Origin of the sequence: Microvirga sp. BSC39 (assembly GCF_000739015.1) — a bacterium.
Taxonomy (GTDB): Bacteria; Pseudomonadota; Alphaproteobacteria; order Rhizobiales; family Beijerinckiaceae; genus Microvirga.
This window is the reverse complement of sequence record NZ_JPUG01000047.1, coordinates 28889-53914: the sequence shown is the minus strand read 5'-3', so window position 1 is coordinate 53914 and position 25026 is coordinate 28889. Positions and strand designations below refer to the sequence as shown.

Sequence of the window (25026 nt, the reverse complement as noted above, 5' to 3'; positions counted from 1 at the left end):
CGCCAGCATGCCGTAATGGTTGACGGAAGCCCCCTGCCTCTGCTTGGCTGAAGGTTCCTGCTTCCCTGCCCGAGGATCCTTCATGCCGATCATCAACCGCGTCGCCGATCTCGCCGATGAAATCACCGCCTGGCGTCGCGACTTCCACGAAAACCCGGAGCTCCTGTTCGACGTTCACCGCACCGCCGGAATCGTGGCCGAGAAGCTGAAGAGCTTCGGCTGCGACGACGTCGTGACCGGCCTCGGGCGGACCGGCGTCGTGGGCGTCATCAAGGGGCGCACGAACAACTCGGGCCGGGTCATCGGCCTTCGCGCCGACATGGACGCGCTTCCCATCGACGAGGCGACGAACGTTCCCCACGCCTCCAAGGTCCCGGGCAAGATGCATGCCTGCGGCCATGACGGGCACACCGCCATGCTGCTGGGCGCCGCCAAGTACCTGGCCGAGACGCGCAACTTCGACGGCACCGCGGTGGTGATCTTCCAGCCGGCGGAAGAAGGCGGCGGCGGCGGCAACGAGATGGTGAAGGACGGCCTCATGGAGCGCTTCGGCGTGCAGGAGGTCTACGGCATGCACAACATGCCGGGCATTCCCGTCGGCCAGTTCGCCATCCGGGCCGGCGCCATGATGGCGGCCGCCGACCGGTTCATGATCACCATCGAAGGCAAGGGCGGCCACGCGGCGCGCCCGCACGACTGTATCGACCCGGTGGTGATTTCAGCGCATGTAATCACGGCCCTGCAGACGATTGCCTCGCGCAACGCCGACCCGCTCGAATCCGTGGTGGTGTCCGTCTGCACCGTGAAGGCCGGCGAGGCCTTCAACGTGATCCCGCAGACGGCCATGCTGCTCGGCACCGTGCGCACCCTCTCGCCTGAGGTCCGCGACCTCGCCGAGACCCGCATCCGCGCCATCGTCGAGAACGTGTGCGCGGCCTTCGGGGCGAAAGCCGAGGTGGAGTACGACCGCGGCTATCCGGTGACCATGAACGATCCCGACAAGACCGAGTTCATGGCGAACGTCGCCCGTGCGGTGGCCGGCGAGAACGCGGTGGACACCACCGTGCCGCCGCTCATGGGCGCGGAGGATTTCTCCTACATGCTGGAGCAGCGGCCGGGCGCCTACATCTTCCTCGGCAACGGCGACACGGCCGGCGTCCACCACCCGGCCTACGACTTCAACGACGAGGCGAGCCCCTACGGCGTGTCGCTGTGGGCGAAGATCGTCGAAACCGGCATGCCGGCGCGCTAACGAAAACGGCTGGCCTCTCACAGGAGAGGCCAGCCTTCGCTTTTCAGAAACAGTGCGGCCCTGCCGCGATCAGTCCTCGCCGTGCGGCAGGGTGAAGGACAGGGTCGCGAAGTAGCTCACCTGATCGACCTCCGCATTGTCGGGCGTCTTTTTCGTGTGAGAGACGCCAATCACGTTCAGTCCGTCGTTGCGGACGAAGAGCGTCACCTTCCCATCCTGATCCGTCTTGCTGCTCTGCGCATGCCCGTCATTGACATAGTCGGTGTAGAGCGGAACGCCCGCGAGCGGCTTGCCGTCCGCGAACACCTGAACGGGAAGATCGTCGCCCATCTTCAGGGTCATGGGATCGGCGAGAGGAACGATCTCAATCGCCTGCCCGGTCGGCTTGGGGGCGCCGCCGCTTTTCAGGATCGTCGTGTTGATCTTGACGGAGTGGCTCGCCGACTGCGCTCCCGTCACCTGGCTTTTCGGCCGGTTGACCGACTTGCCATCGGGGCCTTTCGTCCAGATGCCGTTGTCGAGAATCACCGTCAGGGCGACCGCATCCTGTGCCGGCTCGACCAGGGCGTTCTTGGCCTGATGCACGACCCTGCTGTCCCGCTTCTCCCCTGAGGCGAGATACGAGACGGCGCTTTTCACCTTCTCCGGACTATAGGCATCGTCCCCGGCGCCGTGGCCATACACGATGGCAAGGTCGCCGTGGCGTTGGGCCGTCCAGATCCCGTGGGCCTGGGCGGCACTCGTCAGGGCCCCGGCGATGACCAGGGCAAGCGATAATGGGCGCAGCATTCGATGGTGTCTCCTCATGCTCATAAGCTACGTATAGTATACTATACGCAAACAATCTCAGCTGCAAGACTGGGGAGTTTGGCAAGAAGGAAGACAATGATTTCAGGAGCTTGAGCCGCCAGCGCCGCACGCTCAGCGGACAGAATCCACAGAATCCCTCAGGTCCTGCGGGTGATCAAACGGCTTGTTCGCGGAAGGGGAAATCAGTCCTTGCTCGAGCAGGCGAGCATGCCCTCGAGATCGATATAGTGCCCGGCCCGATCCCGCTTGGCGGCCAGATAGCTCACGTTCTCCGCCGTGGGGCGGCCCAGCACCCGGTGGTCGGAGATCACCTCGAGCCCCGCTTGGGCGAGGGCTGCGATCTTCTCGGGGTTGTTGGTCATCAGCCGGACCTTGCCGGCGCCGAGCGCCTTCAGCATCACGGCCGCGAAGTCGAACCGGCGCTGATCCGCCTCGAAGCCCAGCACCTCGTCGGCGTCGTAGGTGTCGTAGCCCTGAGACTGGAGCTTGTAGGCCCGGATCTTGTTGGCAATGCCGTTCCCGCGCCCCTCCTGGTCGAGATAGAGCAGGATGCCGCCCTCGTTCTCGGCCATGAAGCGCACCGTATTGCGCAGCTGGTCGCCGCAATCGCATTTGAGGCTGCCGAAGAGATCGCCCGTGAGGCAGGCGGAATGCAGCCGCACGGACACGGGCTTGGAGAGGTCCGGCTTGCCCACGACGATCGCCACCTGATCGCGCAGACCCTCGCCGCCGCGGAACACCACGAATTCGCTGACAGGCGCGCCCTCAAGCGGCACGGGCGCGCGGCTGACGATTGTCAGATCGGCCGCCCTGGCGCGCCGGTAGCCGCGGATCGCCTCGCCCGGGACGCGGACCACCGACGGATCGATCTCGATGCCTTCCGCCAGCGGCACCACGATCACGGCGGGCAGAACCAGGGACAGGCGGGCGAGTTCCAGCGCCTCCTCGTCGAGGGCGTCAATCGCACGAACCGGCGCATCGATGCGGCCATCTGTTCTAAGAGCCAAGGCTTCCACGCGGCTTCCATCGACCACCGGCAGGGCCACGCGCCCGGGAACCTCCCGCTCGAGGCCGAGGCGGCGAAGCCTGGCGGCCGGCAGGACGAGATGGGCATGGGAGCCTGCAACAGCCCCGATCTCAGCGGCCCTGGCCCCGTCTAGGTCCTCGACGCCGATCACGAGCGCGCTGCCCTCAGACCCGTCAATCACGACGGGACGGGCGCTGCGGAACTCCATGATGGCCCGCTCCACGGACGTGGTGGCGGGATTGTCGGACAGGCTCAAGGTCAGGCGCATCATCGAAAACTCGGGCAAACAGCCTCACATCTGGCGGACAATCGGGTGTTTCGGAGCCACAGGCTCGTCAAGCCACGCTTCAAGCTCGCCTGCACCCTAGCACAGGCCCGGCCCGATCTCTAATGCCAGAGATGTGACCCCTGCCATGCCGGATCAACAGGCCCTCGTGCAAACAGTCCCTGGCTCGACGGCATAGTCGGTCCGCGCTATCTACCAGCCCCGCTTCCGCAGAACACCGGACAACCTCCATGCTCCCTTCCCGGCTCATTGCCTTCGGCTTCCTTGGACTTGCCACCGCGGCCGGCGCCGCGACGCTCGACGGCCTAGCGGTCGAGGTGACGAACACCAGCGAGCCGGTGCTCTGCGCCGAGAAGGACAACGTGGCGATCAACTTCGCCTCGGCGGAGGTGCGGCACTTCCAGATCGAGGCCGTGCATCCGGCCTATATGGGAGCCCTCAAGCAGGACCGCTGGGAGCCGGACTGGACGGCCTGCGAGGACATCTCGGAGGAGACCTCCACCAAGCCGCATCCGACCATGTCGACCCTCCATGAGGACGGCAACGTGCAGATCATCGGCCTGTCCTTCACGGAGTTCTGGCGCCCCAGCGACGTGACCGTGACCATCGGCGCACGGGTCGAGCGCAACATCCACATGCTCCAGCTGCTCAGGAAGCGCGGCGACAAGGCCGTGGAGGTGCTCGTGATCTATCCGGGCGACGGCTACTGGCGCATCAAGCCGCTTCCCCCTGAGCATCTCGACTGGACCTCCTACGGCTCGTCCTTCCTGGTCGGCCCGGTGGAGTTCGACCAGCGGCCCGTGGTGAACCTGAAGGACGTCGCCTTCGACCCGGCAACCATGACCTTCACTCTCACCCTGGCCAAGGGCGGCAAGGCGAGTGTCGCCATGAAGGCGCTCAACGAGGAGCGCATGACCCTCGACGTCTCCTTCGATCAGGCGGTCTCCGGCCTGCCCTTCGCGGGCCTGCGGTCCATGTACGTGACCGAGTTCAACGCGGACGTGGCCCGCGTCGCCGTGCGGGAGGAAGGCGCGCGCTCCTGGCGCGAGGAGCCGATCATGAATTTCCGGGGCGGCAAGGCGACGGATGCCTGGATGGGCCGGCTCGTGCCGTCGCGCCACAACACCAGCGCGCCGGACATGATGTTCAACCGTTTCCGCGCGGCGCCAGCCGCTTCCCGCTGAACCGCGCAGTCACGGCCGACACCGCGCGGCCGTCGATGAGGATGAGGCCTAAGCCGATCAGCGCCATGCCGGCAAAGTGCCGCGCCGCGAGCGCCTCACCGAGGATCAGCACCCCGAGCAGAATGGCGCTCACCGGGATGAGGAAGGTCACGAGCCCCACATTGGTGGCGCCGGCCCGCGCGAGCAGGCGGAAGAAGATCAGGTAGGCGCAGGACCGGCCGGTTCGCGTCCCGCTTCCTGTGGTCCAGCAGGATATCGCCCTGTGCTCAACCGCCAGGCCTGATCTGCAGCGGCTCGTAAAGACTTGATTTACAATGATGGGAAGCAATTCGGCGCCTTTACCTCTCCTTCACGGCTGGGAGGCGAGCCTCTCACTCACGATCTCTTCCTGTGTAGCGTCAAGCCATGAACCCGCCGATGTCTCGCGAGCCGTCCTACAGCGTTCAACCCCAGCCGGTGCGATCCGTGGCCCGGTCGAGCTTCTGCGTGATGCCCCACGATCCGCGGCCGGCACGGAACGTCAGCTTCATCTTCGGCCGCTCCGATGCGCGCTACCGTCCCCTGCTCAATCAGGAGGAGCGGGACCGGCTGCACATCTGGGCGATGATCGTGGCCCTTTCGACCTCGGCGGCGGGCACCACCCTGCTGCTGACCGCTGTCCTGCGCTAAAGCATCGGACCCAAAAGTGGACTTGCACTTTTGGGATCGGATCCGATGCTTTCATCTTGGGTGAGGGCATCGTGTGCCCGGACCCAGCGGGCCGCACGATGCTCCAGATCAGTTCAGCGGCCAGAACAGCATGATCAGCGGAATGCCGACCACCACCACGATTATCGACAAGGGCAGCCCGAGCCGCCAGTAGTCGCCGAACCGGTAGCCGCCCGGCCCCATGACCAGAGTGTTGCACTGGTGCCCGATGGGCGTGAGGAAGTCGCAGGCTGCGCCGATCGCCACCGCCATCAGGAAGGCGTCCGGCTTGAAGCCGAGCTGGCCGGCGAAGCTCGCCGCGATGGGGGCCATCACCAGCACGGTTGCGGCATTGTTGAGGAACGGCGTCACGGCCATGGCCGCCACCATGATGAGCACGAGCGCGCCTGTCGGCGGCAGCATATTGGCGGCGGACGACAGCCAGCCGGCGATCAGGTCCGTTCCACCCGTGGTGCGGATCGATTCGCTGACCGGGATCAGGGCGCCGAGCATCACGATGATGGGCCACTCGATGGTCTCGTAGGCCTCGCGCAGGGTGAGCGAGCCGAACAGCATGAGAAGCACGCCGGCCCCGAAGAACGCGATGGCCACGGGCAGAATGTTGAAGGCGACTAGCACCATGGTGCCGGCCAGGATAACGGCGGGAAGCAGGCTCCGGCGCGCGCTCCCCAGGCGGATCTCGCGCTCGGCGAGCGGCAGGCAGCCGATGTCGCGCAAGGTGTCCGGGAGCCGCTTGAGATTGCCCTGGAGCACGATCACGTCGCCGGCTCGCAACGTGATGGTGCGCAGGCGCTCCTTGAACCGCTCGCCGCTGCGGCTCACCGCGATCAGGTTGACGCCGAAGCGCTCGTAGAGGCCGATGCGTTCCGCCGACAGCCCGGTCAGCACGGAACTGGGCCCGACGATCGCCTCGATGGCGCCGATCTCGTCCGTGGCCTCGTCCGTTTCCGGCTGGTGATGGTCGCGGCTGAGCTTCAGCCCGGCCCGGGCGACGGCGCTCTCGAGGGCATCCGATTCGCCCTCCAGCATGAGCACGTCGTTCTCGCGGATGGTCGCGTCGGGAAGCGGGCTCGAGCTGCGGGTCTCGTTGCGGATGATCGACGCGACCTTCACCTCGCCGTTGGCGAGCTTGTGCAGGTCCGCCACCGTCTGGCCGACCACGTCGGACTCCGCCGTCACGCGGGCCTCGGTCACGTAGTCCTTGATGTCGAGGGCGGCATCGAGCGAAGCGGCTCCTTTGCGGCCCTGCGGCAGCAGGCGGTAGCCGAAGGCCAGGAAGACCACGCCCGCCAGCGCGATGCCGATGCCCACCGGCGTGAAGTCGAACATGCCGAAGGGCTCGCCCAGCAATTCGCCCCTGACCCGCGACACGATGATGTTCGGCGAGGTGCCCACCAGGGTCACGATGCCGCCGAGAAGCGATCCGAACGCCATCGGCATGAGAAAGCTCGAAGGCGGGGTGTTGGTGCGCCGGGCGATCTGGAACGCCACGGGGATCATCATGGCGAGCGCCCCGATGTTCTTCACGAAGGCGGACAGCACCGTCACCACGCCGACCAGCACCACAACCTGGATCTGCGTCGTGCGCAAGTAAGGCCCGACATGGTTGAGGCCTGCTTCGAGAATGCCGGACTTCGCCACGGCCGCACTGACCAGAAGCGCGCTCGCCACGATGATGATGATGTCGTCGCTGAAGCCCTCGAAGGCCTTGTCGGCCGGCACGATGCCGACCAGCACGGCCACGAGAAGCGAGAGGACCGCCACGAGATCGTAGCGGAAGCGTCCCCAGACGAAGAGAGCCATCATCCCGGCGACGATGGCGAAGGAGAGCATTTGTTGATGGGTCATGGGGAGCGTGGAGCGAGAGGAACCGGAGTCCTAACGCGTCACGCCTCGATAAGTGCCTTCGCTACTGTCCGAGCACGAGCGCCCAGTAGCGGCCATAGCGGTTGTTGGCATCCGCGCGGGCCAGGCCGATCTTGCGCGCCTGGGGCATCAGGAGGTTGCTGTTGTGGCCGGGCGAGGCCTTCCAGCGGCTGATGGCGCCATCCACCGAGGACGAGCCCGCCGACAGGTTTTCGGCGGAATAGCCGCTGATCCCATATTGATCCATGCGGCTCACGAAGCTGCCATGGCTGAGCCGGCCCGCCGCCGCCACCACCCGCGCCTGGTGCTCCGCCGCCTTGTTGAGGCGGGAATCCACCGTGACCGGGCTCAGGCCCTTCGACACGCGATAGGCCGAGATCAGGGCCGCCGCCTGGGCCGCATCGTTGGTCGAGCTCGCCAGGACGGTATCGGTCGGCGTCAGTGCCGAATCGCCCGCGCAGCCGGCCAGCCCCAGGGCGATCACGCCGAGGATGAAAAGAGCACGCATCGCATTCCCCTTCGGGCGGCGTTCGAAGCACCGCTCCCCTTGAAAAAAGACCTTCTGGCGTTCATGTGCAGGGGCCATGAACCCGATGCCGCTGCATGCCATGTTGCAGCGTGAGGGTCCAGATTCCTCGTCCTCCCGCGTCAGCTGACCGCATGCTCCCGTCCCCCACAGCTCCCGAAGTCGCCATCATCGGCGGCGGCCCCGCCGGCCTGATCGCCGCGGAGGTGCTCGGGCGCGCGGGCCTCACGGTCACCGTCTATGACCGGATGCCCTCCGTCGGCCGCAAGCTGCTCATGGCGGGCCGGGGCGGGTTGAACCTGACCCACTCGGAAGATTTCGCGCGATTCGTCGCCCGCTACGCCGAGGCCCGGCCGCAGCTCGAGCCTCTGATTACGGCTTTCGCTCCGGCCGATCTGCGCGCCTGGTGCGAAGGTCTGGGCCAGGAGACCTTCGTGGGCTCCAGCGGACGGGTGTTCCCCAAGGCGTTCAAGGCTTCTCCCCTGCTGCGCGCCTGGCTGCAGCGGCTGGAAGGGCTCGGCGTGCGCTTCGCCCTGCGCCACCGCTGGCAGGGCTGGGACGATGAGGAGCGCCTGATCTTCACCGATGCGGCCGGCGAGCCGGTGCGGGCCAAGCCCGATGCCACGATCCTGGCGCTCGGCGGCGCGAGCTGGCCCCGCCTCGGCTCGGACGGGAGCTGGGCGAGCCTGCTGGCCCAGCGCGGCATCGCGGTCTCACCCCTGCGCCCTGCCAACATGGGCTTCACCTGCCCCTGGTCCGAGATCATGCGCAGCCGCTTCGCGGGCGAGCCCCTGAAGCGAATCGCCCTCACCTTCGCGGACACTGTTGTGAAGGGCGAGGCCATCGTCACGCAGGACGGGATCGAGGGCGGGGCGGTCTACGCCCTGTCGGCGAAGCTCCGCGATGCCATCGACGAGACGGGCAGCGCCCTGCTCCACGTCGATCTCCGGCCCGACCTCCCGCAGGAGGTTTTGCAGAGGAAGCTCGACACTCCACGAAAAGGGCAATCCGCCTCCACCTTCCTGCGCAAAAGCGCGGGCCTGAGCCCGGTCGGCATCGCGTTGCTGCGGGAGGCCTCTCCGGCCCTGCCTGTGGAGCCCGAGGCGCTGGCCCGCCTGATCAAGGCCGTGCCCCTGCGGCTCACCGGCACGAAATCCCTCGACCGCGCCATCTCCAGCGCCGGCGGCGTGCCGTTCAGCGAGCTCGACGAACACCTGATGCTGCGCCGGCTGCCGGGCGTGTTCGTGGCCGGCGAGATGCTGGACTGGGAGGCGCCCACCGGCGGCTACCTGCTCCAGGCCACCTTCGCCACCGGCATCGCGGCCGCCCGTGGCGTGCTGGCCTCTCTCCGGATTCCCGATGCCGCATTGACCTTGGAGCCTTCATCGGCCACACGGCAGACGTGATCGATCCGGTTAAAATCCTCCACGACGTGTTCGGCTTCCCCTCCTTCCGCGAAGGACAGGAGGAGATCGTGCGCGCGGTGCTGGCCGGCGAGGATGTTCTGGCCGTGATGCCGACCGGCGCGGGCAAGTCCCTGTGCTTCCAGCTGCCCACCTTGGCCCGGGAAGGGCTGACCCTCGTGGTGTCGCCGCTGATCGCCCTCATGCGCGATCAGGTGGCGGCGCTGCGCCATTTCGGCATCGAGGCCGGCAGCCTCAACTCCGCCAACGACCAGGACGAGAACCGCCGCGTGGTGGACGCGGTGCGCGACCGCCGCATGCGCATCCTCTATGCGTCCCCGGAACGCCTCGCCAACACGAGCACCACCGAATGGCTCGCCCGCTCAGGCGTCAACCTGCTCGCCATCGACGAGGCGCATTGCGTCTCGCAATGGGGTCACGATTTTCGGCCCGAATACGCCATGCTCGGCGAGGTGCGCCAGCGGCTCGGCAACGTGCAGACCATCGCGCTCACCGCCACGGCCGATGTGGCGACCCGCGGCGACATCATGCACCGGCTGTTCGAGGAGGAGCCGCGCCTCTTCATCCACGGCTTCGACCGGCCGAACCTGCGGCTCGCCATGCAGTCGAAGGAGAATTCCAAGCGCCAGCTCTTCGGCTTCCTCGACAAGCACCGGCACGAGAGCGGCATCGTTTATTGTTCGTCGCGCGATGCGACGGAGCGGCTGGCGGACTCCTTGAGCCAGGCGGGCTATCGCGCCCTGCCCTACCACGCGGGCATGCACCAGCAGGACCGGGCCAAGAACCAGGACATCTTCCTGCAGGAGGACGGCGTGGTGATGGTGGCCACCGTGGCCTTCGGCATGGGCATTGACAAGCCCGACGTGCGCTTCGTGGCCCATGCGGCCCTGCCGAAATCCATCGAGGCCTACTACCAGGAGATCGGCCGCGCGGGCCGCGACGGCGCGCCCGCCGACACGCTCACCCTCTACGGCCTCGACGACATGCGCTTGCGCCGCCTGCAGATCGAGGAGAGCGACGCCGCCGACGAGCAGAAGCGCGTGGAGCGCCAGCGCCTCAACGCGCTGGTCGCCCTGTGCGAAGCCCCGCGCTGCCGCCGCCAGACCCTGCTCGCCTATTTCGGCGAGACCACTGAACCCTGCGGCAATTGCGACCTGTGCATCGACGGGGTCATGTCCTTCGACGGCACCATCGAGGCGCAGAAGATTCTCTCCGCCATCGTGCGCACCGGCGAGCGCTTCGGCACCGAGCATCTCATCAGCATCCTGACGGGAGAGGCTACGGATTCGATCCGCCGCTTCGGCCACGACAAGCTGAAGACCTTCGGCGTGGGCAATGACCGCTCGAAAAACGAATGGCGCTCGCTCCTGCGGCAGATCTATGCCGCCGGCCTGATCAGCCTGGAGCTTGCCGAATACGGCCGCTGGACCCTCACCGACCGGGGTGTTGCCGTGCTCAAAGGCCAGGAGACGATCGAGCTGCGCTCCGACGTGCTCATGAAACCGGCCGAGCGCCGCCGCCGGCGCGGCCGGATGGAAGCGGAATCGGTGGTGCCCTCCGACGATCCGCTGCTCCTCGACCTCAAGGCCCTGCGCACGAAGCTCGCCAAGGAAGAGGGCGTGCCGGCTTACGTGATCTTCTCCGATCGCAGCCTCATCGACATGGCGGCCAAGCGCCCCGTCACGTCACGCGCCTTCGGCGAGATCCACGGCGTCGGACAGGCCAAGCTCGACCGCTACGCCGATGCGTTTCTGGACGTGGTGAAGGCGCACGCGGGTTAGGCAATCCTCCCGTCATGGCCGGACTTGTTCCGGCCATCCACGTCTTCAGGACCGGCAACCATTCTCAACCCTTATCCTGAGGGTATAGCCGGAAGGTTATCTCCCCGTCATCACCGGCCTTGTGCCGGTGATCTCGTTTGGAAAGGCGCGGCGCTTCACATCACCGAGATGGCCGGGACAAGCCCGGCCATGACGGAGTGAGTGTCATTCCCGGCCGGAGCGTCAGCGGAGGGGAAGGAAATCCATAGCGCCATGCCTGATCGTGGATCCCCTTCCCTCGCTCCGCTCGCCGGGGATGACATGGTGGGTCAGACAGCGCCTATCTTGCTACCCGCCTCTGCCACCTCCACCCACCGCCCCTCATGCGCACTCCTGGCAATCGCATCCACCGTGCGCTCGATGCGGATGCCGTCCTCGAAGGTGATCAGGTGCGCCGCCTCGCCGTCGATGCGCCGGATCAGCTCGCGGCACTCGATGATCTTCAGGTCGTTGAAGCCGAGCCCATGGCCGGGCGCCGGGATGAACTTGTCGTAGGGCGGATGCTGCGGCCCGGTGAGGATGGTGCGGAAGCCCTGGGTCTCGTTGGCTCCCTCCACAGTATAGAGCTGCACCTCGTTCATGCGTTCCTGGTCGTACACGATGGTGCCGCGCGAGCCGAAGAGCTGCACGGCGATGCGCCCCTTGCGGCCCCAGGCGGAGCGGTTGAGCGCGATCACCCCCGAAGCGCCGGTCTCCAGCTCGATCAGGGTTGTGGCGATGTCGTAGGTCTCGACCGCGCGGCGCCCGCCGCCCTGCACCGGGCGATCCGCATACGGCCTCGCCATGTGGCCGCATACGCGCCGCACGCCGCCGAACAGGACCCGGATCAGGCTCAGGGCATGAACGCCGAAATCGTCGAGCGCGCCATGGCCGGACGTTGCCTCGCTCTTCCAGTAGAACAGCGCCTCCGGATCCGCCATGAAGTCCTCGTCCATCTCGAGACGGACATGGTTCACATCCCCGATCCTGCCCTCTTCGAGCAGGCGCCGGATCAGGCGGACAATCGGGTTCTGGATGTAGTTGTAGCCGAGCGCCGCCACCTTGCCCGACGCGCTGGCCGCAGCCAGCATCCGCTCCGCATCCTCAAGCCGCGTCGCCATGGGCTTCTCGCACCACACATGCTTGCCGGCCTCCAGGGCGGCAATCGCCATCTCGGGATGGAACGCGTTGGGCGTGGTGATCGACACCACGTCGACAGCCGGATCGGCGACGAGCGTGCGCCAGTCGCCGGTGGCGCGGGCAAAGCCGAGTTCGCGTGCTTTACGCTCGGCCAGATCCTGCGAGTGCTCGGCCAGTACCGCAAGGCGCGGCCGCGCCACGTCGCCGAACACGGCCGCCACGGCGTTCCAGGCCAGCGCGTGGCACTTGCCCATATAGCCGGTGCCGATGAGGCCGATGCCGAGACCTGTCATGCGCTTGCTCCTGAAGTGAATGATATTCGTCTGCTCTCATCCTGCGAATCGACCTTTCCCCTCCCCCTTGCGGGGAGGGGCAGGGGTGGGGGTGGTGCGACCGGGTGAGACGGTCCTGTCCCGGCCATACCCGCTCGTCATGAAACCCTCCACGTCATGGCCGGGCCTGTCCCGGCCATCCCGATCTGTAAAGCATGGCGCTCACCATCATCGGGATCACCGGCACAAGGCCGGTGATGACGTGGTGGATTGTAGCAACCTTCATGATCTCTGATGACGCGCGGCGTTCCGACCTAGCGACCCCCACCCGGCCGCTACGCGGCTGCCCCTCCCCGTAAGGGGGAGGGGATCAAACAGCAAGCGCGCTCACACCATCCCGCCGAGTTCCGCCGAAACCGCCTGCAATTCCTTGCCGCCGGCCATCAGGTTCTGCAGCTCGTCGATGGCGATCTCGGACTTCGCGTAGGTGCCCAGCGTCTTGCCGCGGTTGAGCACCGTGAAGCGGTCGCCCACCGCGTAGGCGTGGCGCACGTTGTGGGTGATGAAGATGACGCCCAGTCCCTTGCTGCGCACCTGATGGATGTATTTCAGCACCATGGAGGTCTGCGCGACGCCGAGCGCCGAGGTGGGCTCGTCGAGGATCAGCACCTTGGCGCCGAAATAGACCGCGCGGGCAATCGCCACGCATTGGCGCTCGCCGCCCGACAGGGTGCCGACCGCCTGATGCGGGTCGCGCACGTCGATGCCGATCTTGTGCATCTCCTCGCGGGTGACCTCGTCGCAATGATCGAAGTCCACGCGGCGGAATGGCCAGACGCCCTTCACCGGCTCGCGGCCCATGAAGAAATTGCGCGTCACCGACATGAGCGGGATCATGGCCAGATCCTGATAGACCGTGGCGATGCCTGCATCGAGCGCATCGCGCGGGCTGTTAAAGCTCACGGGCTTGCCCTCCACCAGGAAGTCGCCCGAGGTGGGCCGGTGAACGCCGGCGAGCGTCTTGATCAGCGTGGATTTTCCCGCGCCGTTGTCGCCGAGCAGGCACATGACCTCGCCGCGATGCACGTTGAGCGATACGCCGGACAGCGCGATCACCGAGCCGAAATGCTTGACGAGGTTGCGGATCTCGATGAGCGGAAGCTTGTCGTCCATCAGCGCTCTCCCGTGACTTTCCGGCGGATGAAGTTGTTGAACAGCACTGCGAGCAGCAGCATGGCGCCGAGGAACACCTGGAACCAGTCGGAGTCGAACCGCGTGTAGGTCAGCCCAATCGACACCATGCCGAAGATGATGGCGCCGAAGAACGCCCCGATGGCCGAGCCGTAGCCGCCGGTGAGCAGGCAGCCGCCGATCACCGCTGCGATGATGGCCTCGAACTCCTTCTGGAAGCCGCGCCGTGCATCCGTCGAGCCGGCATCGAGCACGGTCAGAATGGCGACCAGCGCGGCCGCGGCGGCCGTGAACATGAACAGGCCAGTCTTGACCCGGTCCACCGGCACGCCGGAATTGCGCGCCGCATTGGGATCGCCGCCCGCCGCAAAAATCCAGTTGCCGACGCGGGTGCGCAGGAGAATCCAGGTTGCCAGAAGGGCAAAGCCCACGAACCACACGATCGAGACCGGGACACCCGTGACCGTGGGCGTGCCATTGGGAAATTTGCCGATGAGATCGTTGGCGGCGAGCCAGGCGAAGACGCCTTCGAGCGCATTGCCCGAGAACAGCTCGCGCACGATTCCCTCACCCGCCTGATCGCCGATGCCGCGCATCTGGGTCGAGCCGCCAGTGGCCCATTTCAGGCCCACCAGAGAGAGCCCGCGCAGGATGAACAGGAAGGCCAGCGTCACGATGAAGGAGGGCAGCCGCGTGCGGATGACGAGCTGGCCGTTCAGCCCACCGAGCACGGCTGCGATCACAAGGGTGGCGGCAATGGCCAGCAGCAGCGGCCAGTCGCTCAAGGTGATGAAGGCGCCGAAGATTAGGCCGGTGAACGCCACCATGGAGCCGATGGAAAGATCGAACTCGCCGCCGATCATCAGCAGGGCCGCCGCGATGGCGAGAATGCCGAGCTGCGCTGCCGGCGACAGGATGTTCATGATGCCGGCCAGCGTGAACATCGACGGATCGGCCGTGGAGGCGAAGAAGATCGCCACCAGGATGAGACCGGCCAGCGCCCCGAGTTCGGGGCGCCGCATGATCCTGGTCACGAAGGAGACCTCCCGCAGCCGCTCGTCCTGGATCTTCTTGACGGTGGGAGCCGGAGACAGATCTGCGGTCGGCTGAGGGGTGTTCACCATGGGGGCCTTCCCGAGTGAATGCATGAGAATGGAAAAGCCCGCGGCCGTGGGGGCCGCGGGCTTCGTGTGTCGATCAGCGGATGCCCTTGGCGGACAGCTCGACCACCTGGGCGGCCTTGTCCTTGGTGATCAGGTTCGGTCCCGAGGCCACGTCGCCGCCCGGCATCAGGCCGTACTTGGCGTAGTTCGCCAGGAACACCACCGGCAGATAGCCCTGCAGGTATTGCTGCTGGTCGATGGCGAACACCGCCTCGCCGGCAGCCACAGACTTGAGGAAGCCCGCCGACATGTCGAAGGTGGCAACGCGAATGGCGCCGGTCTTGCCGGCTTCCTTGACGGCCGCAACCGACGGCTCGCCGGCCGTGCCTGCGCCGAGCGCCAGGATCGTGTCGACGGATGCGTCCGACGCAATCGCCGCCTTCACCTTGGCGCGGATATCCGCCGGATCGTTGGAGACCGGCAGCACCGTCACCTTGCCCCCAAAACCTTCCGTGAAGCCCTTGCAGCGCAAGTCGAGCGAAACGTTGCCGACCTCCTGGTTCACGCAAAGGCCGACCTTGCCGCCCATCTCCTTGAGCTTCGCGCCGGCGATGCGCCCGGCCTCGACCTCGTCCTGGCCCACATGGAGCAGCGCGCCGAGCTTCTTCGACACGTCGGAGCCGGAGTTCATGGAGATCACCGGAATGCCCGCGGCCACGGCCTTCTGGATCGACGGGCCGAGCGCCGAGGCGTCGGGGATCGACACGATGAGGCCGGCGGGCTTCTGGTTCACGGCGGCATCGATGAGCTGGCTCATGGCGACCATGTCGAAGGTCTCGGGCGCCCGGTAATCGACCTGGACCTTCATGTCCTGGCCGCCCGCCGCCACGCCGTTCTTGACCACGGACCAGAACGGGTCGTTGGCCTGTCCGTGGCTGACGACGATGATGCGGGAATTCTGCTGCGCGGCAACCGGCGTGACCGCGGCGAGGGTCAGAGCGGCGGCTGCGGCAAGACCTGTAACGAGTGATTTCATGTGCTTCCTCCCAACTGGTATCTCATGCGGCCATCTGCCAGAGTTCCGGCTCAGATGAACGCTGCGGCTTCCACGGCCGCTGGTATGAACTGTCAGTGAAACACCAGAGATTCGAGAGCGAATCGTCCGTTTCTGGCGTTCCCTCTACCAATTCGGTCGTCCACTTCATGCGGAACGCCAGAACCTTTTTGTTTATATATTGGAATTTTTATTCCATTTTTGTAGGATTGGTGTCAAGGCCCGATCTGGAGCCGCAGGTCGGGGCATGAGAACGGGCAAGAGCATGGACGAGGCAGAGGTCACCACTGAGGCTCCGGATGATTTCGAGGGGCTTCGGACCCTTCTGCTCAGCCGCCACGATGCCATGCCCAAACGGCTGAAGCAGCTCGCAGCCTTTGCCCTGGAGCACCCCGAGGACATGGCGTTCGGAACGGTGGCGGGCATCGCCGAGCATGCGGGCGTGCAGCCTTCCACACTGGTGCGCTTTGCCAAGAGCCTCGGCTATGACGGCTTCTCCCACCTGCAGCAGATCTTTCGCGATCGCCTGCGGGAGCGCTTCCCGGATTATCGCGAGCGTTTGAAGGGCCTGCGGGACGCCGAGGGGCATCACGTTCACGCGGCCTCCCTGCTCGAGGGCTTCGCCCATGCAGCCGCCGTCTCGCTGGAGCGCATGCGCGGCTCCGTGCGCCCGGAAGAGCTGTCCCGCGCTATCGAGACGCTGGCCAAGGCCGATACGATCTACCTGCTGGGCGCGCGCCGGGTCTTTCCTGTCATTGCCTATTGCGCCTATGCCTTCGGCAAGCTGGGCGTACGGGCCATTCTCATCGACCATGTGGGCCAGCTCGGCCCCGAGCAACTGGCTACCGCCACCGGGCGGGACGCGGTGCTCGCCATCAGCTTCACGCCTTATGCGCCCGTTACGGCGGACCTCGCAGCGGCCGCCGCGCAGCGCAACATCCCGGTGGTGGCGATCACAGATTCGGCCTTCAGCCCCCTGGTGACGAGCGCCGATGTGTGGCTGGAGATGGCAGAGGCCGATTTCGGCGCCTTCCGGTCGCTCTCGGCCTCCTTTGCCCTGGCGATGGCGCTGGCCGTGGGAACGGCGGAGAAGCGGGCGGAGGGATAAGGCCAGGCGTCATCCCGGACGGCGAAGCCGATCCGGGATCGCAAGACCAGAGAGACGCTGTCATTTCGGGGCGAGCGTCAGCGAGAGCCCGGAATCCATAAACACGACGTTTAAGGACGACCAACCAGCGTTGCGTCTCTTTCTGCACCATCAGCGGTTATGGATCCCCGCCTTCGCGGGGATGACAGCGTAGTGCTTCCTGCGCTTTACCCTAGGCCCAATCCCGGATCTTCGCTGCGCTTCGTCCGGGATGAGGCCTGTGTCAGAGCCGCACCGGCTTCCCGCTCTGCGCCGACTCCGTCGCCGCATCGGCGAGCCGCTGGGCCATGAGACCGTCCTGGCCGGTGGGATTGCACGGCTTGCCGTCGCGGATCGCGTTCAGGAACGTGGTGAGCTCGTCGCGATAGGCATCCGCGTAGCGCTCCAGGAAGAAGTCCTGCACCGGATCGGCGGTGACGCCCGACGCATTGGCCACCTCCACCGTGGTGCGGTGGATGTTGCCCGCGCGGATCATGCCCTTCGAGCCGTGGACCTCGATGCGCTGGTCGTAGCCATAGGTCGCCCGGCGGGAATTGGAGATCTGCACGATCCGGCCCTTGGCGGTCTTGAGCATCACGGCAGCGGTGTCCACGTCACCGGCCTGGCCGATGGCCGGATCCACCAGGGACGAGCCGACCGCATGCACCTCCACCGGCTCGTCGCCGAGCAGCAGGAAGCGCGCCATATCGAGATCGTGGATCATCATGTCCCGGAACAGGCCGCCCGAGGTGGCGATGTAGCTCACCGGCGGCGGGCCGGGGTCGCGGGAGAGAATGGTCACGAGCTCCACCTCGCCCACCTCGCCATCGGCAAGGCGGCGACGAAGAGACGCGAAATTCGGATCGAAGCGGCGGTTGAAGCCGATCATCAGCGGCGTGCCGGCCTTCTCGACCGTGGCGAGGCAGGCCTCGATGCGGGCGCTCGAGAGATCGACAGGCTTTTCGCAGAACACCGCCTTGCCGGCGCGCGCGCCGCGCTCGATCAGATCCGCATGAGTGGTGGTCGGCGTGCAGACGAGGATGGCGTCCACGTCGGAGCGCTCGACGATCTCCTCCAGCGAGGCAACCTCAGCGCCCGTCGCCGTTGCCAGCTCCTGCGCCGAGGGGGCGTGCGGATCGGCGACCGCCACGAGGCGGGCATCGGGATGGCTGGCGGCATTGCGCCCGTGAATGCGGCCGATGCGGCCGGCGCCCAGAACGGCGATCCTGATCATGTTTCCCCTCTGATCCTTTGCCGGCTACGGCAACATTTGGAATTGATATTCCAGCGTAAGCTGCTAATAGAATAAACGTTCTATAAGTGCAAGGGCCGCACCCGGCTCAGACACAATTGACCGAAGCCGGGAGCGGGAGGAATAGCATGAAGCCAGCCCTCGATGTCATCACCATCGGCCGCTCCTCGGTCGATCTCTACGGCCAGCAGGTGGGCGGGCGTCTCGAGGACATGGCCTCCTTCTCCAAGGCTGTCGGCGGGTGTCCTGCAAACATCGCCATCGGGACGGCGCGACTCGGGCTGAGGTCAGGCCTCGTCACCCGGGTCGGCGACGAGGCCATGGGACACTTCATCCGCGAGCAGATGGAGCGCGAAGGTGTCGCGACGCAAGGCATCGTCACCGATAAGCAGCGTCTCACGGCTCTCGTGATCCTCGGCGTGCGCGACGAGGATTCGTTCCCGCTGATCTTCTACCGCGACAACTGCGCCGACATGGCGCTGACGGAAGAGGACATCAACGAGAGTTTCATTGCCTCGGCGGCAGCCGTCGTCGTCACCGGCACGCATTTTTCGCGGGAAACAACCGCTGCTGCGCAGAAGAAGGCGATCCGCATCGCAAAGGCGAACGGCCGCAAGGTGGTGTTCGACGTGGATTACCGCCCCAACCTCTGGGGACTTCTCGGCCATGGCGCAGGTGAGTCGCGTTATGTGCGCTCGGATACGGTGACGGAGCACTTGAAGCCGATCCTGGCCGATTGCGATCTGATCGTTGGCACGGAGGAAGAACTGCACATTGCCGGCGGTTCGGAGAACACGCTGGAAGCCATTCGGGCCATCCGGGCGATCTCGAAGGCCACCATCGTGTGCAAGCGTGGGCCCATGGGCTGCGTGGTGTTTCCCGATGCCATTCCGGATTTGCTCGATGATGGCGTGAAGGGACTCGGCTTCCCGGTCGAGGTCTACAATGTGCTCGGCGCCGGCGACGCCTTCCTGTCCGGATTCCTGCGCGGATGGCTGAAAGCCGAGCCGCTTGAGACCTGTTGCGCCTACGCCAATGCGAGTGGCGCCTTCGCGGTCTCCCGCCTGCTCTGCTCGCCCGAGATCCCGACCTTCCCCGAGTTGCAGCACTTCCTGAAGACCGGCAGCCGCCACAAGGCCCTGCGCTTCGACGAGGACATCAACCACATTCACTGGGCGACAACACGCCGGCCGCAATCCGACACCCTCATGGCGCTCGCCATCGACCACCGCATGCAGCTGGAAGCGATGGCGCAGGAAATCGGCGCGCCGGTGGAGCGCATTCCCGACTTCAAGGTTCTTGCCGTCGAGGCAGCGGCGCGGGTAGCAGACGGCCGCCCTGGCTTCGGCATGCTGATCGACGGCACCTATGGCCGCGAGGCCCTGTTCCGGGCCGCCGATCATCCCTTCTGGATCGGCCGCCCGGTGGAGCTGCCGGGCTCGCGCCCGCTCGAGTTCGAAGGCGGCGGCTCGCTCGGTGCGAAGCTCGTGGAATGGCCGGTCGGGCACACCATCAAGTGCCTGTGCTTCTACCATCCCGACGATCCGCCGGAGTTGAAGGAGCGCCAGGAACGCGACCTGCTGCGCCTCCACGATGCCGCGCGCCGCATCGGCCGCGAATTGCTGGTGGAGATCATCGCCGGCAAGCACGGGGCGCTGAAGACCGACACGGTCGCGCGCATCCTGCAGCGTCTCTACGATCTCGGCATCAAGCCCGATTGGTGGAAGCTTGAGCCGCAGCGGGACGAGGCGGCGTGGCACGCCATCGGCGCGGTGATCACCAGGAACGATCCCCTCTGCCGCGGCATCGTGCTGCTCGGCCTCGAAGCGCCGGAGAACGAGCTGGAAGCAGCCTTCGCGGCCGCCGCCCGGGAGCCGCAGGTGAAGGGCTTCGCGGTAGGCCGCACGATCTTCAACGACGCCGCGCGGCGCTGGCTGAAGGGCGAGATCACGGACGAGGCCGCCGTCAGCGACATGGCCTCCCGCTTCCAGCGTCTCGTCGACGCGTGGCAGCGGGCGTCCGGCCGCGCAAAGGCTGCATGAGTTCAACGGGACCGTTATCCTGAAGATCAGCTTGAGAACGCTGCGCCCCTCGTCCAAGGTCGGCGCCATTCGAGAGGAAGACCCATGAGCACGATCCGCCTGACCATGGCGCAGGCCATCGCCCGGTTCCTGACGGCGCAGAAGACGGAGATCGACGGACAGGTGGTGCCGCTCTTCGGCGGCGTCTGGGCGATCTTCGGCCACGGCAATGTGGCCGGCATGGGCGAGGCGCTGCACGGGGTGCGTGACACGCTTCCCACGTTCCGCGCGCACAATGAGCAGGGTATGGCCCATGCGGCCATCGCCTTCGCGAAGGCTTCGCGGCGCCGCCGCATGATGGCCTGCACCACCTCCATCGGACCCGGCGCTACGAACATGGTGACCGCCGCAGCCGTCGCCCACGTGAACCGCCTGCCGGTGCTCCTTCTCCCCGGCGATGTCTTCGCCAACCGCAGGCCCGATCCGGTGCTGCAGCAGATCGAGAACTTCTCCGACGGCACGGTGTCGGCCAACGACTGCTTCAAACCCGTCTCGCGCTATTTCGACCGCATTTCGCGTCCCGAGCAGATCATTCCCGCGCTCCAGCGTGCCATGGCGGTGCTCACGGACCCGGCCGACTGCGGCCCGGTGACGCTTGCGCTTTGCCAGGACACCCAGGCCGAGGCCTACGATTATCCAGAGAGCTTCTTTGCGGAGAAACTTTGGACGCCGCGCCGCATCCGCCCCGACGAGACGGAGCTTGCACAGACCGCCGATCTCATCCGCAGCGCCAAGAAGCCTTTCATCGTGGCAGGCGGCGGCGTGCTCTATTCCGGCGCGGAACAGGCGCTGGCTGCTTTCGCCGACAAGCACGGGCTCTCCGTCGGCGAAACGCAGGCGGGCAAGTCGAGCTTGCCCCATGACCATCAGGCCAATCTCGGCGCGGTGGGCGTCACCGGCACCGGCGCTGCCAATGCGCTCGCAGAGGATGCCGACGTGGTGATTGCGGTGGGCACCCGCCTGCAGGATTTCACCACCGGCTCCTGGGCCCTGTTCAAGAACCCGAACCGGCGCATCGTCGGCCTCAACATTCAGGCTTTCGATGCAACGAAGCACAACGCGCTGCCGCTCATATCGGACGCACGTGTGGGTCTGGAAGAACTGAGCCGGGCGCTCGGCAGCTGGAAGGCGCCGGAAGGGTGGACCGGGAAAGCGCGGGAGGAGAAGACCCGCTGGTTCGACACCGCCGCCCGCTTCACGGATCCGACCAATGCGGAACTGCCGTCCGACGCCCAGGTGATCGGCGCCGTGCAGCGCAACTCCCAGCCGACCGACGTGGTGGTGTGCGCGGCGGGCGGCCTGCCGGGCGAGTTGCACAAGCACTGGAAGGCTCTGCAACCGCTCGGCTACCATCTGGAATACGGCTATTCCTGCATGGGCTACGAGATTGCAGGCGGGCTCGGGGTGAAGATGGCCGATCCCTCCCGCGAGGTCATCGTGATGGTAGGCGATGGCTCCTATCTCATGATGAATTCGGAACTCGCCACCTCCGTGATGCTGGGCCACAAGCTCACTGTCGTTCTTCTCGACAACCGCGGCTATGGCTGCATCAACCGCCTGCAGCGCGCCACCGGCGGCGAGAGCTTCAACAACCTGCTGCAGCACACCAACCACGTGACCCTGCCCGACATCGACTTTGCCGCCCACGCCGCAAGCCTCGGCGCGCAAGCCGTAAAGGTGAAGGGCATCGGCGAGCTGGAGGACGCGCTGAAGAAGGCGCGCAATGCGGAGCGCAGCACCGTCATCGTCATCGACACCGATCCCCTCGCCTCCACCGACGAAGGTGGCCATTGGTGGGATGTGGCGGTGCCGGAGGTTTCCGTACGCGAGCAGGTGAAGACCGCGCGCCAGGATTATGAAACAGCCCTCACCGCACAGCGCGTGGGCGACTGACACAACAGAAGGATAAGAACATGACGATCCGCATCGGGGCAAACCCTATCGGCTGGTCCAACGACGACATGCTGGAACTCGGCGGCGAGACGCCGCTGGAGGTCTGCCTCGCCGAGGCCAAGGAAGCGGGCTTCGAGGGCATGGAGCTCGGCAATAAGTTTCCGCGCGAGCCGGATGCCCTGAAGAAGGCGCTTGCACCCTTCAACATGGCTTGTGTGTCGGGCTGGTATTCCGCCGAGCTTCTCACCCGCGATGCCGATGCGGAGATGACGGCACTGCGCCCGCATCTCGATCTCCTGAAAGCCATGGGCTCGAACGTGCTCGTCTTCGCCGAGACCTCGAACGCGATCCACGGCGACCGCTCCAAGCCGCTGTCGCAGCGACCGGTGATGAAGGATCGCGACTGGGCCGAATTCGGCCGCCGCATCACTGAAGTTGCCGAGCGCACGCTGCAGGAAGGTGTCCGCGTGGTGTATCATCACCACATGGGCACCATCGTGGAGTCGGAGGCCGACATCGACGCCTTCATGAATGCCACCGGTGAGGCTGTTCATCTTCTGCTCGATACGGGTCACGCCACCTGGGGCGGCGCGGATCCGGCGGCGCTCGCCCGCCGCTACCGCAGCCGCATCAGTCACGTGCACACGAAGGATGTGCGCAAAAGCGTGATGGAGCGCTCGCGCGCGGAAGGCTGGAGCTTCCTCGATTCCGTCATTGAGGGCGTCTACACCGTTCCGGGCGACGGCATGGTGGATTTCGTCTCGGTGCTCAAGGAACTGCCGGGCTATAGCGGCTGGGTGGTGATCGAGGCGGAGCAGGACCCGAAGAAGGCGCATCCGCTGACCTATGCCAAGATGGGCTATGCCAATCTCACCCGCTACCTCCAGGAAGCCGGCCTGCGGTAAGGAGTGCTCACGATGTCCAAGCTTCTCGTCAAGCCGTCGCAGCCCGATGCCAACGGGCGCATCCACGCGATCACGCCGGCATCGGCCGGCTGGACCTATGTGGGGTTCGAGGTCTACCAGATCAAAAGCGGTCAGAGCCTGAAACAGGCGACGGGGGATCGGGAAGCTTGCATCGTCATGCTGTCGGGACGCGCGCATGTTGGCGCAGCCGGACAGGATTTCGGCACGATCGGCGGGCGCAACTCGCCGTTCGAGCCGGATCCATGGTCCCTCTATGCGCCAGCCCGTTCCGATTGGTCGCTGAAGGCCGAGACGGACTGCGAAATCGCAATCTGCACCGCGCCCGCCGAGGGCAAGCTGCCGGCCCGCGTGATCGGCCCCGACCAAGTGGGCCAGGAAACGCGTGGTAAAGGCACCAACACACGCCATGTGCGCAACATCCTGCCGGAGACGGAACCTGCGGAGAGCCTGCTGGTGGTCGAGGTCATCACGCCCTCCGGTCACTGGTCGAGCTACCCGCCCCACAAGCACGACCGGGACATGCTGCCGCACGAGTCGCTGCTCGAGGAGACCTACTATCACCGTCTCAACCCGCCATCGGGCTTTGCCCTGCAGCGGGTCTATACGGACGACCGCTCCCTCGATGAGACCCTGGCGGCAGCCAACGGCGATGTGGTGCTGGTGCCGAAGGGCTATCACCCGGTCGGAGCGCCGCATGGCTACGAGCTCTATTATCTGAACGTGATGGCCGGCCCGAAGCGGGTCTGGAAGTTCCATAACGACCCGGACCACGAGTGGATGCTGAAGCAGGCCTGAGCTCTTCTGTCCCTTGATCTGCCTGAACCTTTCGGGCATGAGGCCAGCACCGTTTTTCTGAGAGGCCCCATGACCTGGTCCGATCTCGCTTCGCGCGGCTTCAAGACCGTGATCGCGCTCGTCAGCGCGATCGTGATGGACTACGCGTTCCTGAACGGGCAGATGACGCGCCGGGCTGTCGCAGGTATCGAGCGCATGGCCGCCGACGCGCCGGTTCTCGTCGACCGGCTCGTCACCAGCGCGCTCAACATCAAGTGGGACCGCTGAAGTATCAGCGGGCGCCGACAACCTCCAGGGCCATTCCGGCCATCATCGGCACGGCCTCGCCCATGAGGCGGGCACGCTCCGGATTCGACGCATTGCCGTCGAGAGAGCGCTTGTAGACGCCCTGCAGGATTGCCGCGAGGCGGAAGAAGCTGAAGGCGAGATAGAAGGGCCAGTGGTCGATCACCTCTGTTCCCGTTCGACGGCAGTAGAGCTCCACATACTCGGCTTCCGTCGGAATGCCATGAGCCTTCCTGTCGATGCCGCCCAGACCTCGGAATGCACCCTCCGAGGGCAGCCGCCACTGCATGCACTGATAGGCGAGATCGGCCAAGGGGTGGCCCAGGGTGGACAGCTCCCAATCGAGCACCGCCAGGATGCGCGTCCCAGAGGGCTCGAAGATCATGTTGTCGAGCCGATAGTCGCCATGAACGAGACTCACGCGGCCGTCATCTGCTGGCGTGTGACGTTCCAGCCATGTGATGAGTTCGTCCATCTCTGGGATCGGATGGGTTTCCGACGCGCGATATTGACCTGACCAGCGGGCGATCTGGCGCTCGAAATAGCTGCCCGGCTTGCCATAGTCGGCAAGGCCGACGGCCGCGGGATCGACCTTGTGCAAAGCGGCAAGCGCCGCGTTCATGGAATCGTAGATCCCGCTGCGCTCTTCAAGGCTCAGATCGGGCAGCCGCCCGTCCCAGAAGATGCGCCCCTCCAGGTAATCCATGACGTAGAACATGGAGCCGATGATCGTCTCATCCTCACACAGGTGCAGGACGCGCGGCACGGGCACATCCGTCTGCGCCAGGGCTGCCATGATCCTGTATTCGCGGTCGACCGCATGGGCCGATTTCAGCAGCGTTCCGGGCGGCTTGCGCCGCAGCACGAAGCGGCCTTCCGTGGAGGTGATCAGGAAGGTCGGATTCGATTGGCCTCCGGCAAATTTTTCCGCGCCTATGAGGCGGCCAAAGCCCGGAACTCGCGCGGCGAGATACGGGCCGAGGCGATCCGTGTTGAGATGGGCTGCGGCTTGTGTCGCCATTGCGA

21 protein-coding genes and 1 pseudogene are annotated in these 25026 nt (G+C 65.9%); 11 read left to right on the top strand and 11 right to left on the bottom strand.

Features of this window, described 5'->3' with window-relative positions; translation table 11 throughout:
- The first annotated feature begins 82 nt into the window (after positions 1–82).
- The gene (locus MA07_RS06065) at positions 83–1252 is read left to right on the top strand and encodes a M20 aminoacylase family protein (protein WP_036348032.1); all 1170 of its coding nucleotides are present in this window, start codon (positions 83–85) and stop codon (positions 1250–1252) included.
- A gap of 69 nt (positions 1253–1321) precedes the next feature.
- Here MA07_RS06065 and MA07_RS06060 read toward each other — a convergent pair whose 3' ends face one another.
- Complete coding sequence (locus MA07_RS06060; RefSeq protein ID WP_036348031.1) at positions 1322–2041, bottom strand: DUF4198 domain-containing protein; 720 nt, start codon at positions 2039–2041, stop codon at positions 1322–1324.
- A gap of 203 nt (positions 2042–2244) precedes the next feature.
- Positions 2245–3360, bottom strand: coding sequence for a GTP cyclohydrolase II RibA (ribA, locus tag MA07_RS06055; RefSeq protein WP_348270399.1), 1116 nt, complete (start codon positions 3358–3360; stop codon positions 2245–2247).
- A gap of 245 nt (positions 3361–3605) precedes the next feature.
- On the opposite strand from ribA, the gene MA07_RS06050 reads away from it, so the two are divergent.
- Positions 3606–4559, top strand: coding sequence for a hypothetical protein (locus MA07_RS06050; protein WP_036348030.1), 954 nt, complete (start codon positions 3606–3608; stop codon positions 4557–4559).
- Here the strand turns inward: MA07_RS06050 and MA07_RS06045 are convergent.
- Positions 4522–4767 (bottom strand): annotated as a pseudogene (locus tag MA07_RS06045) (EamA family transporter); the annotation flags it as partial. The gene MA07_RS06050 and the pseudogene MA07_RS06045 sit on opposite strands and share 38 nt — an antisense overlap.
- A gap of 209 nt (positions 4768–4976) precedes the next feature.
- Between MA07_RS06045 and MA07_RS06040 the strand changes: the two are divergent.
- Positions 4977–5228 (top strand): hypothetical protein, encoded by a 252-nt coding sequence (locus MA07_RS06040; RefSeq protein ID WP_036348028.1) that lies wholly within the window; start codon positions 4977–4979, stop codon positions 5226–5228.
- Positions 5229–5336: 108 nt separating this feature from the next.
- Here MA07_RS06040 and MA07_RS06035 read toward each other — a convergent pair whose 3' ends face one another.
- Together MA07_RS06035 and MA07_RS06030 are read right to left on the bottom strand one after the other, a co-directional pair.
- Entirely contained in the window at positions 5337–7115 is a 1779-nt protein-coding gene (locus tag MA07_RS06035; protein WP_036348027.1) for an SLC13 family permease, read from the bottom strand.
- 61 nt (positions 7116–7176) lie between these two features.
- Positions 7177–7641 carry a CAP domain-containing protein gene (locus MA07_RS06030; RefSeq protein ID WP_036348061.1) on the bottom strand — a complete coding sequence of 155 codons (465 nt, stop codon included), beginning with the start codon at positions 7639–7641 and terminating at the stop codon, positions 7177–7179.
- 152 nt (positions 7642–7793) lie between these two features.
- Between MA07_RS06030 and MA07_RS06025 the strand changes: the two genes are divergently transcribed.
- Positions 7794–9065, top strand: a complete 1272-nt coding sequence (locus MA07_RS06025; RefSeq protein WP_036348026.1) for a TIGR03862 family flavoprotein — start codon at positions 7794–7796, stop codon at positions 9063–9065.
- Positions 9062–10864, top strand: a complete 1803-nt coding sequence (gene recQ / locus MA07_RS06020) for a DNA helicase RecQ (RefSeq protein WP_036348024.1) — start codon at positions 9062–9064, stop codon at positions 10862–10864. The genes MA07_RS06025 and recQ overlap by 4 nt, the downstream gene beginning before the upstream one ends.
- 308 nt (positions 10865–11172) lie before the next feature.
- On the opposite strand, the gene MA07_RS06015 is transcribed toward recQ, so the two are convergent.
- From MA07_RS06015 to MA07_RS06000, 4 genes are all read right to left on the bottom strand, one after another.
- Positions 11173–12315 (bottom strand): Gfo/Idh/MocA family oxidoreductase, encoded by a 1143-nt coding sequence (locus MA07_RS06015; RefSeq protein ID WP_036348023.1) that lies wholly within the window; start codon positions 12313–12315, stop codon positions 11173–11175.
- A 366-nt stretch (positions 12316–12681) separates the two neighbouring features.
- Positions 12682–13467 carry an ATP-binding cassette domain-containing protein gene (locus MA07_RS06010; protein ID WP_036348021.1) on the bottom strand — a complete coding sequence of 262 codons (786 nt, stop codon included), beginning with the start codon at positions 13465–13467 and terminating at the stop codon, positions 12682–12684.
- Positions 13467–14609 carry an ABC transporter permease gene (locus MA07_RS06005; protein ID WP_244445167.1) on the bottom strand — a complete coding sequence of 381 codons (1143 nt, stop codon included), beginning with the start codon at positions 14607–14609 and terminating at the stop codon, positions 13467–13469. The genes MA07_RS06010 and MA07_RS06005 overlap by 1 nt, the downstream gene beginning before the upstream one ends.
- 73 nt (positions 14610–14682) lie before the next feature.
- Positions 14683–15624: a sugar ABC transporter substrate-binding protein gene (locus tag MA07_RS06000; protein WP_036348019.1), complete on the bottom strand. Its 942-nt coding sequence runs from the start codon at positions 15622–15624 to the stop codon at positions 14683–14685.
- A 265-nt stretch (positions 15625–15889) separates the two neighbouring features.
- On the opposite strand from MA07_RS06000, the gene MA07_RS05995 reads away from it, so the two are divergent.
- Positions 15890–16750 carry a MurR/RpiR family transcriptional regulator gene (locus MA07_RS05995; protein WP_081928807.1) on the top strand — a complete coding sequence of 287 codons (861 nt, stop codon included), beginning with the start codon at positions 15890–15892 and terminating at the stop codon, positions 16748–16750.
- A 262-nt stretch (positions 16751–17012) separates the two neighbouring features.
- On the opposite strand, the gene iolG is transcribed toward MA07_RS05995, so the two are convergent.
- Positions 17013–18002, bottom strand: a complete 990-nt coding sequence (gene iolG, locus MA07_RS05990) for an inositol 2-dehydrogenase (protein WP_036348015.1) — start codon at positions 18000–18002, stop codon at positions 17013–17015.
- Positions 18003–18148: 146 nt separating this feature from the next.
- On the opposite strand from iolG, the gene iolC reads away from it, so the two are divergent.
- From iolC to MA07_RS05965, 5 genes are all read left to right on the top strand, one after another.
- Positions 18149–20062, top strand: coding sequence for a 5-dehydro-2-deoxygluconokinase (gene iolC, locus MA07_RS05985; protein ID WP_036348013.1), 1914 nt, complete (start codon positions 18149–18151; stop codon positions 20060–20062).
- An 84-nt stretch (positions 20063–20146) separates the two neighbouring features.
- Positions 20147–21994 carry a 3D-(3,5/4)-trihydroxycyclohexane-1,2-dione acylhydrolase (decyclizing) gene (gene iolD, locus MA07_RS05980; RefSeq protein WP_036348010.1) on the top strand — a complete coding sequence of 616 codons (1848 nt, stop codon included), beginning with the start codon at positions 20147–20149 and terminating at the stop codon, positions 21992–21994.
- Positions 21995–22014: 20 nt separating this feature from the next.
- Positions 22015–22899, top strand: coding sequence for a myo-inosose-2 dehydratase (iolE, locus tag MA07_RS05975; protein WP_036348008.1), 885 nt, complete (start codon positions 22015–22017; stop codon positions 22897–22899).
- A gap of 12 nt (positions 22900–22911) precedes the next feature.
- Positions 22912–23715: a 5-deoxy-glucuronate isomerase gene (iolB, locus tag MA07_RS05970; RefSeq protein ID WP_036348006.1), complete on the top strand. Its 804-nt coding sequence runs from the start codon at positions 22912–22914 to the stop codon at positions 23713–23715.
- 69 nt (positions 23716–23784) lie between these two features.
- Positions 23785–23982: a hypothetical protein gene (locus MA07_RS05965; protein ID WP_036348004.1), complete on the top strand. Its 198-nt coding sequence runs from the start codon at positions 23785–23787 to the stop codon at positions 23980–23982.
- Positions 23983–23986: 4 nt separating this feature from the next.
- Here the strand turns inward: MA07_RS05965 and MA07_RS05960 are convergent, their stop codons facing one another.
- Entirely contained in the window at positions 23987–25021 is a 1035-nt protein-coding gene (locus MA07_RS05960; RefSeq protein WP_036348002.1) for a phosphotransferase, read from the bottom strand.
- Positions 25022–25026: the final 5 nt, after the last annotated feature.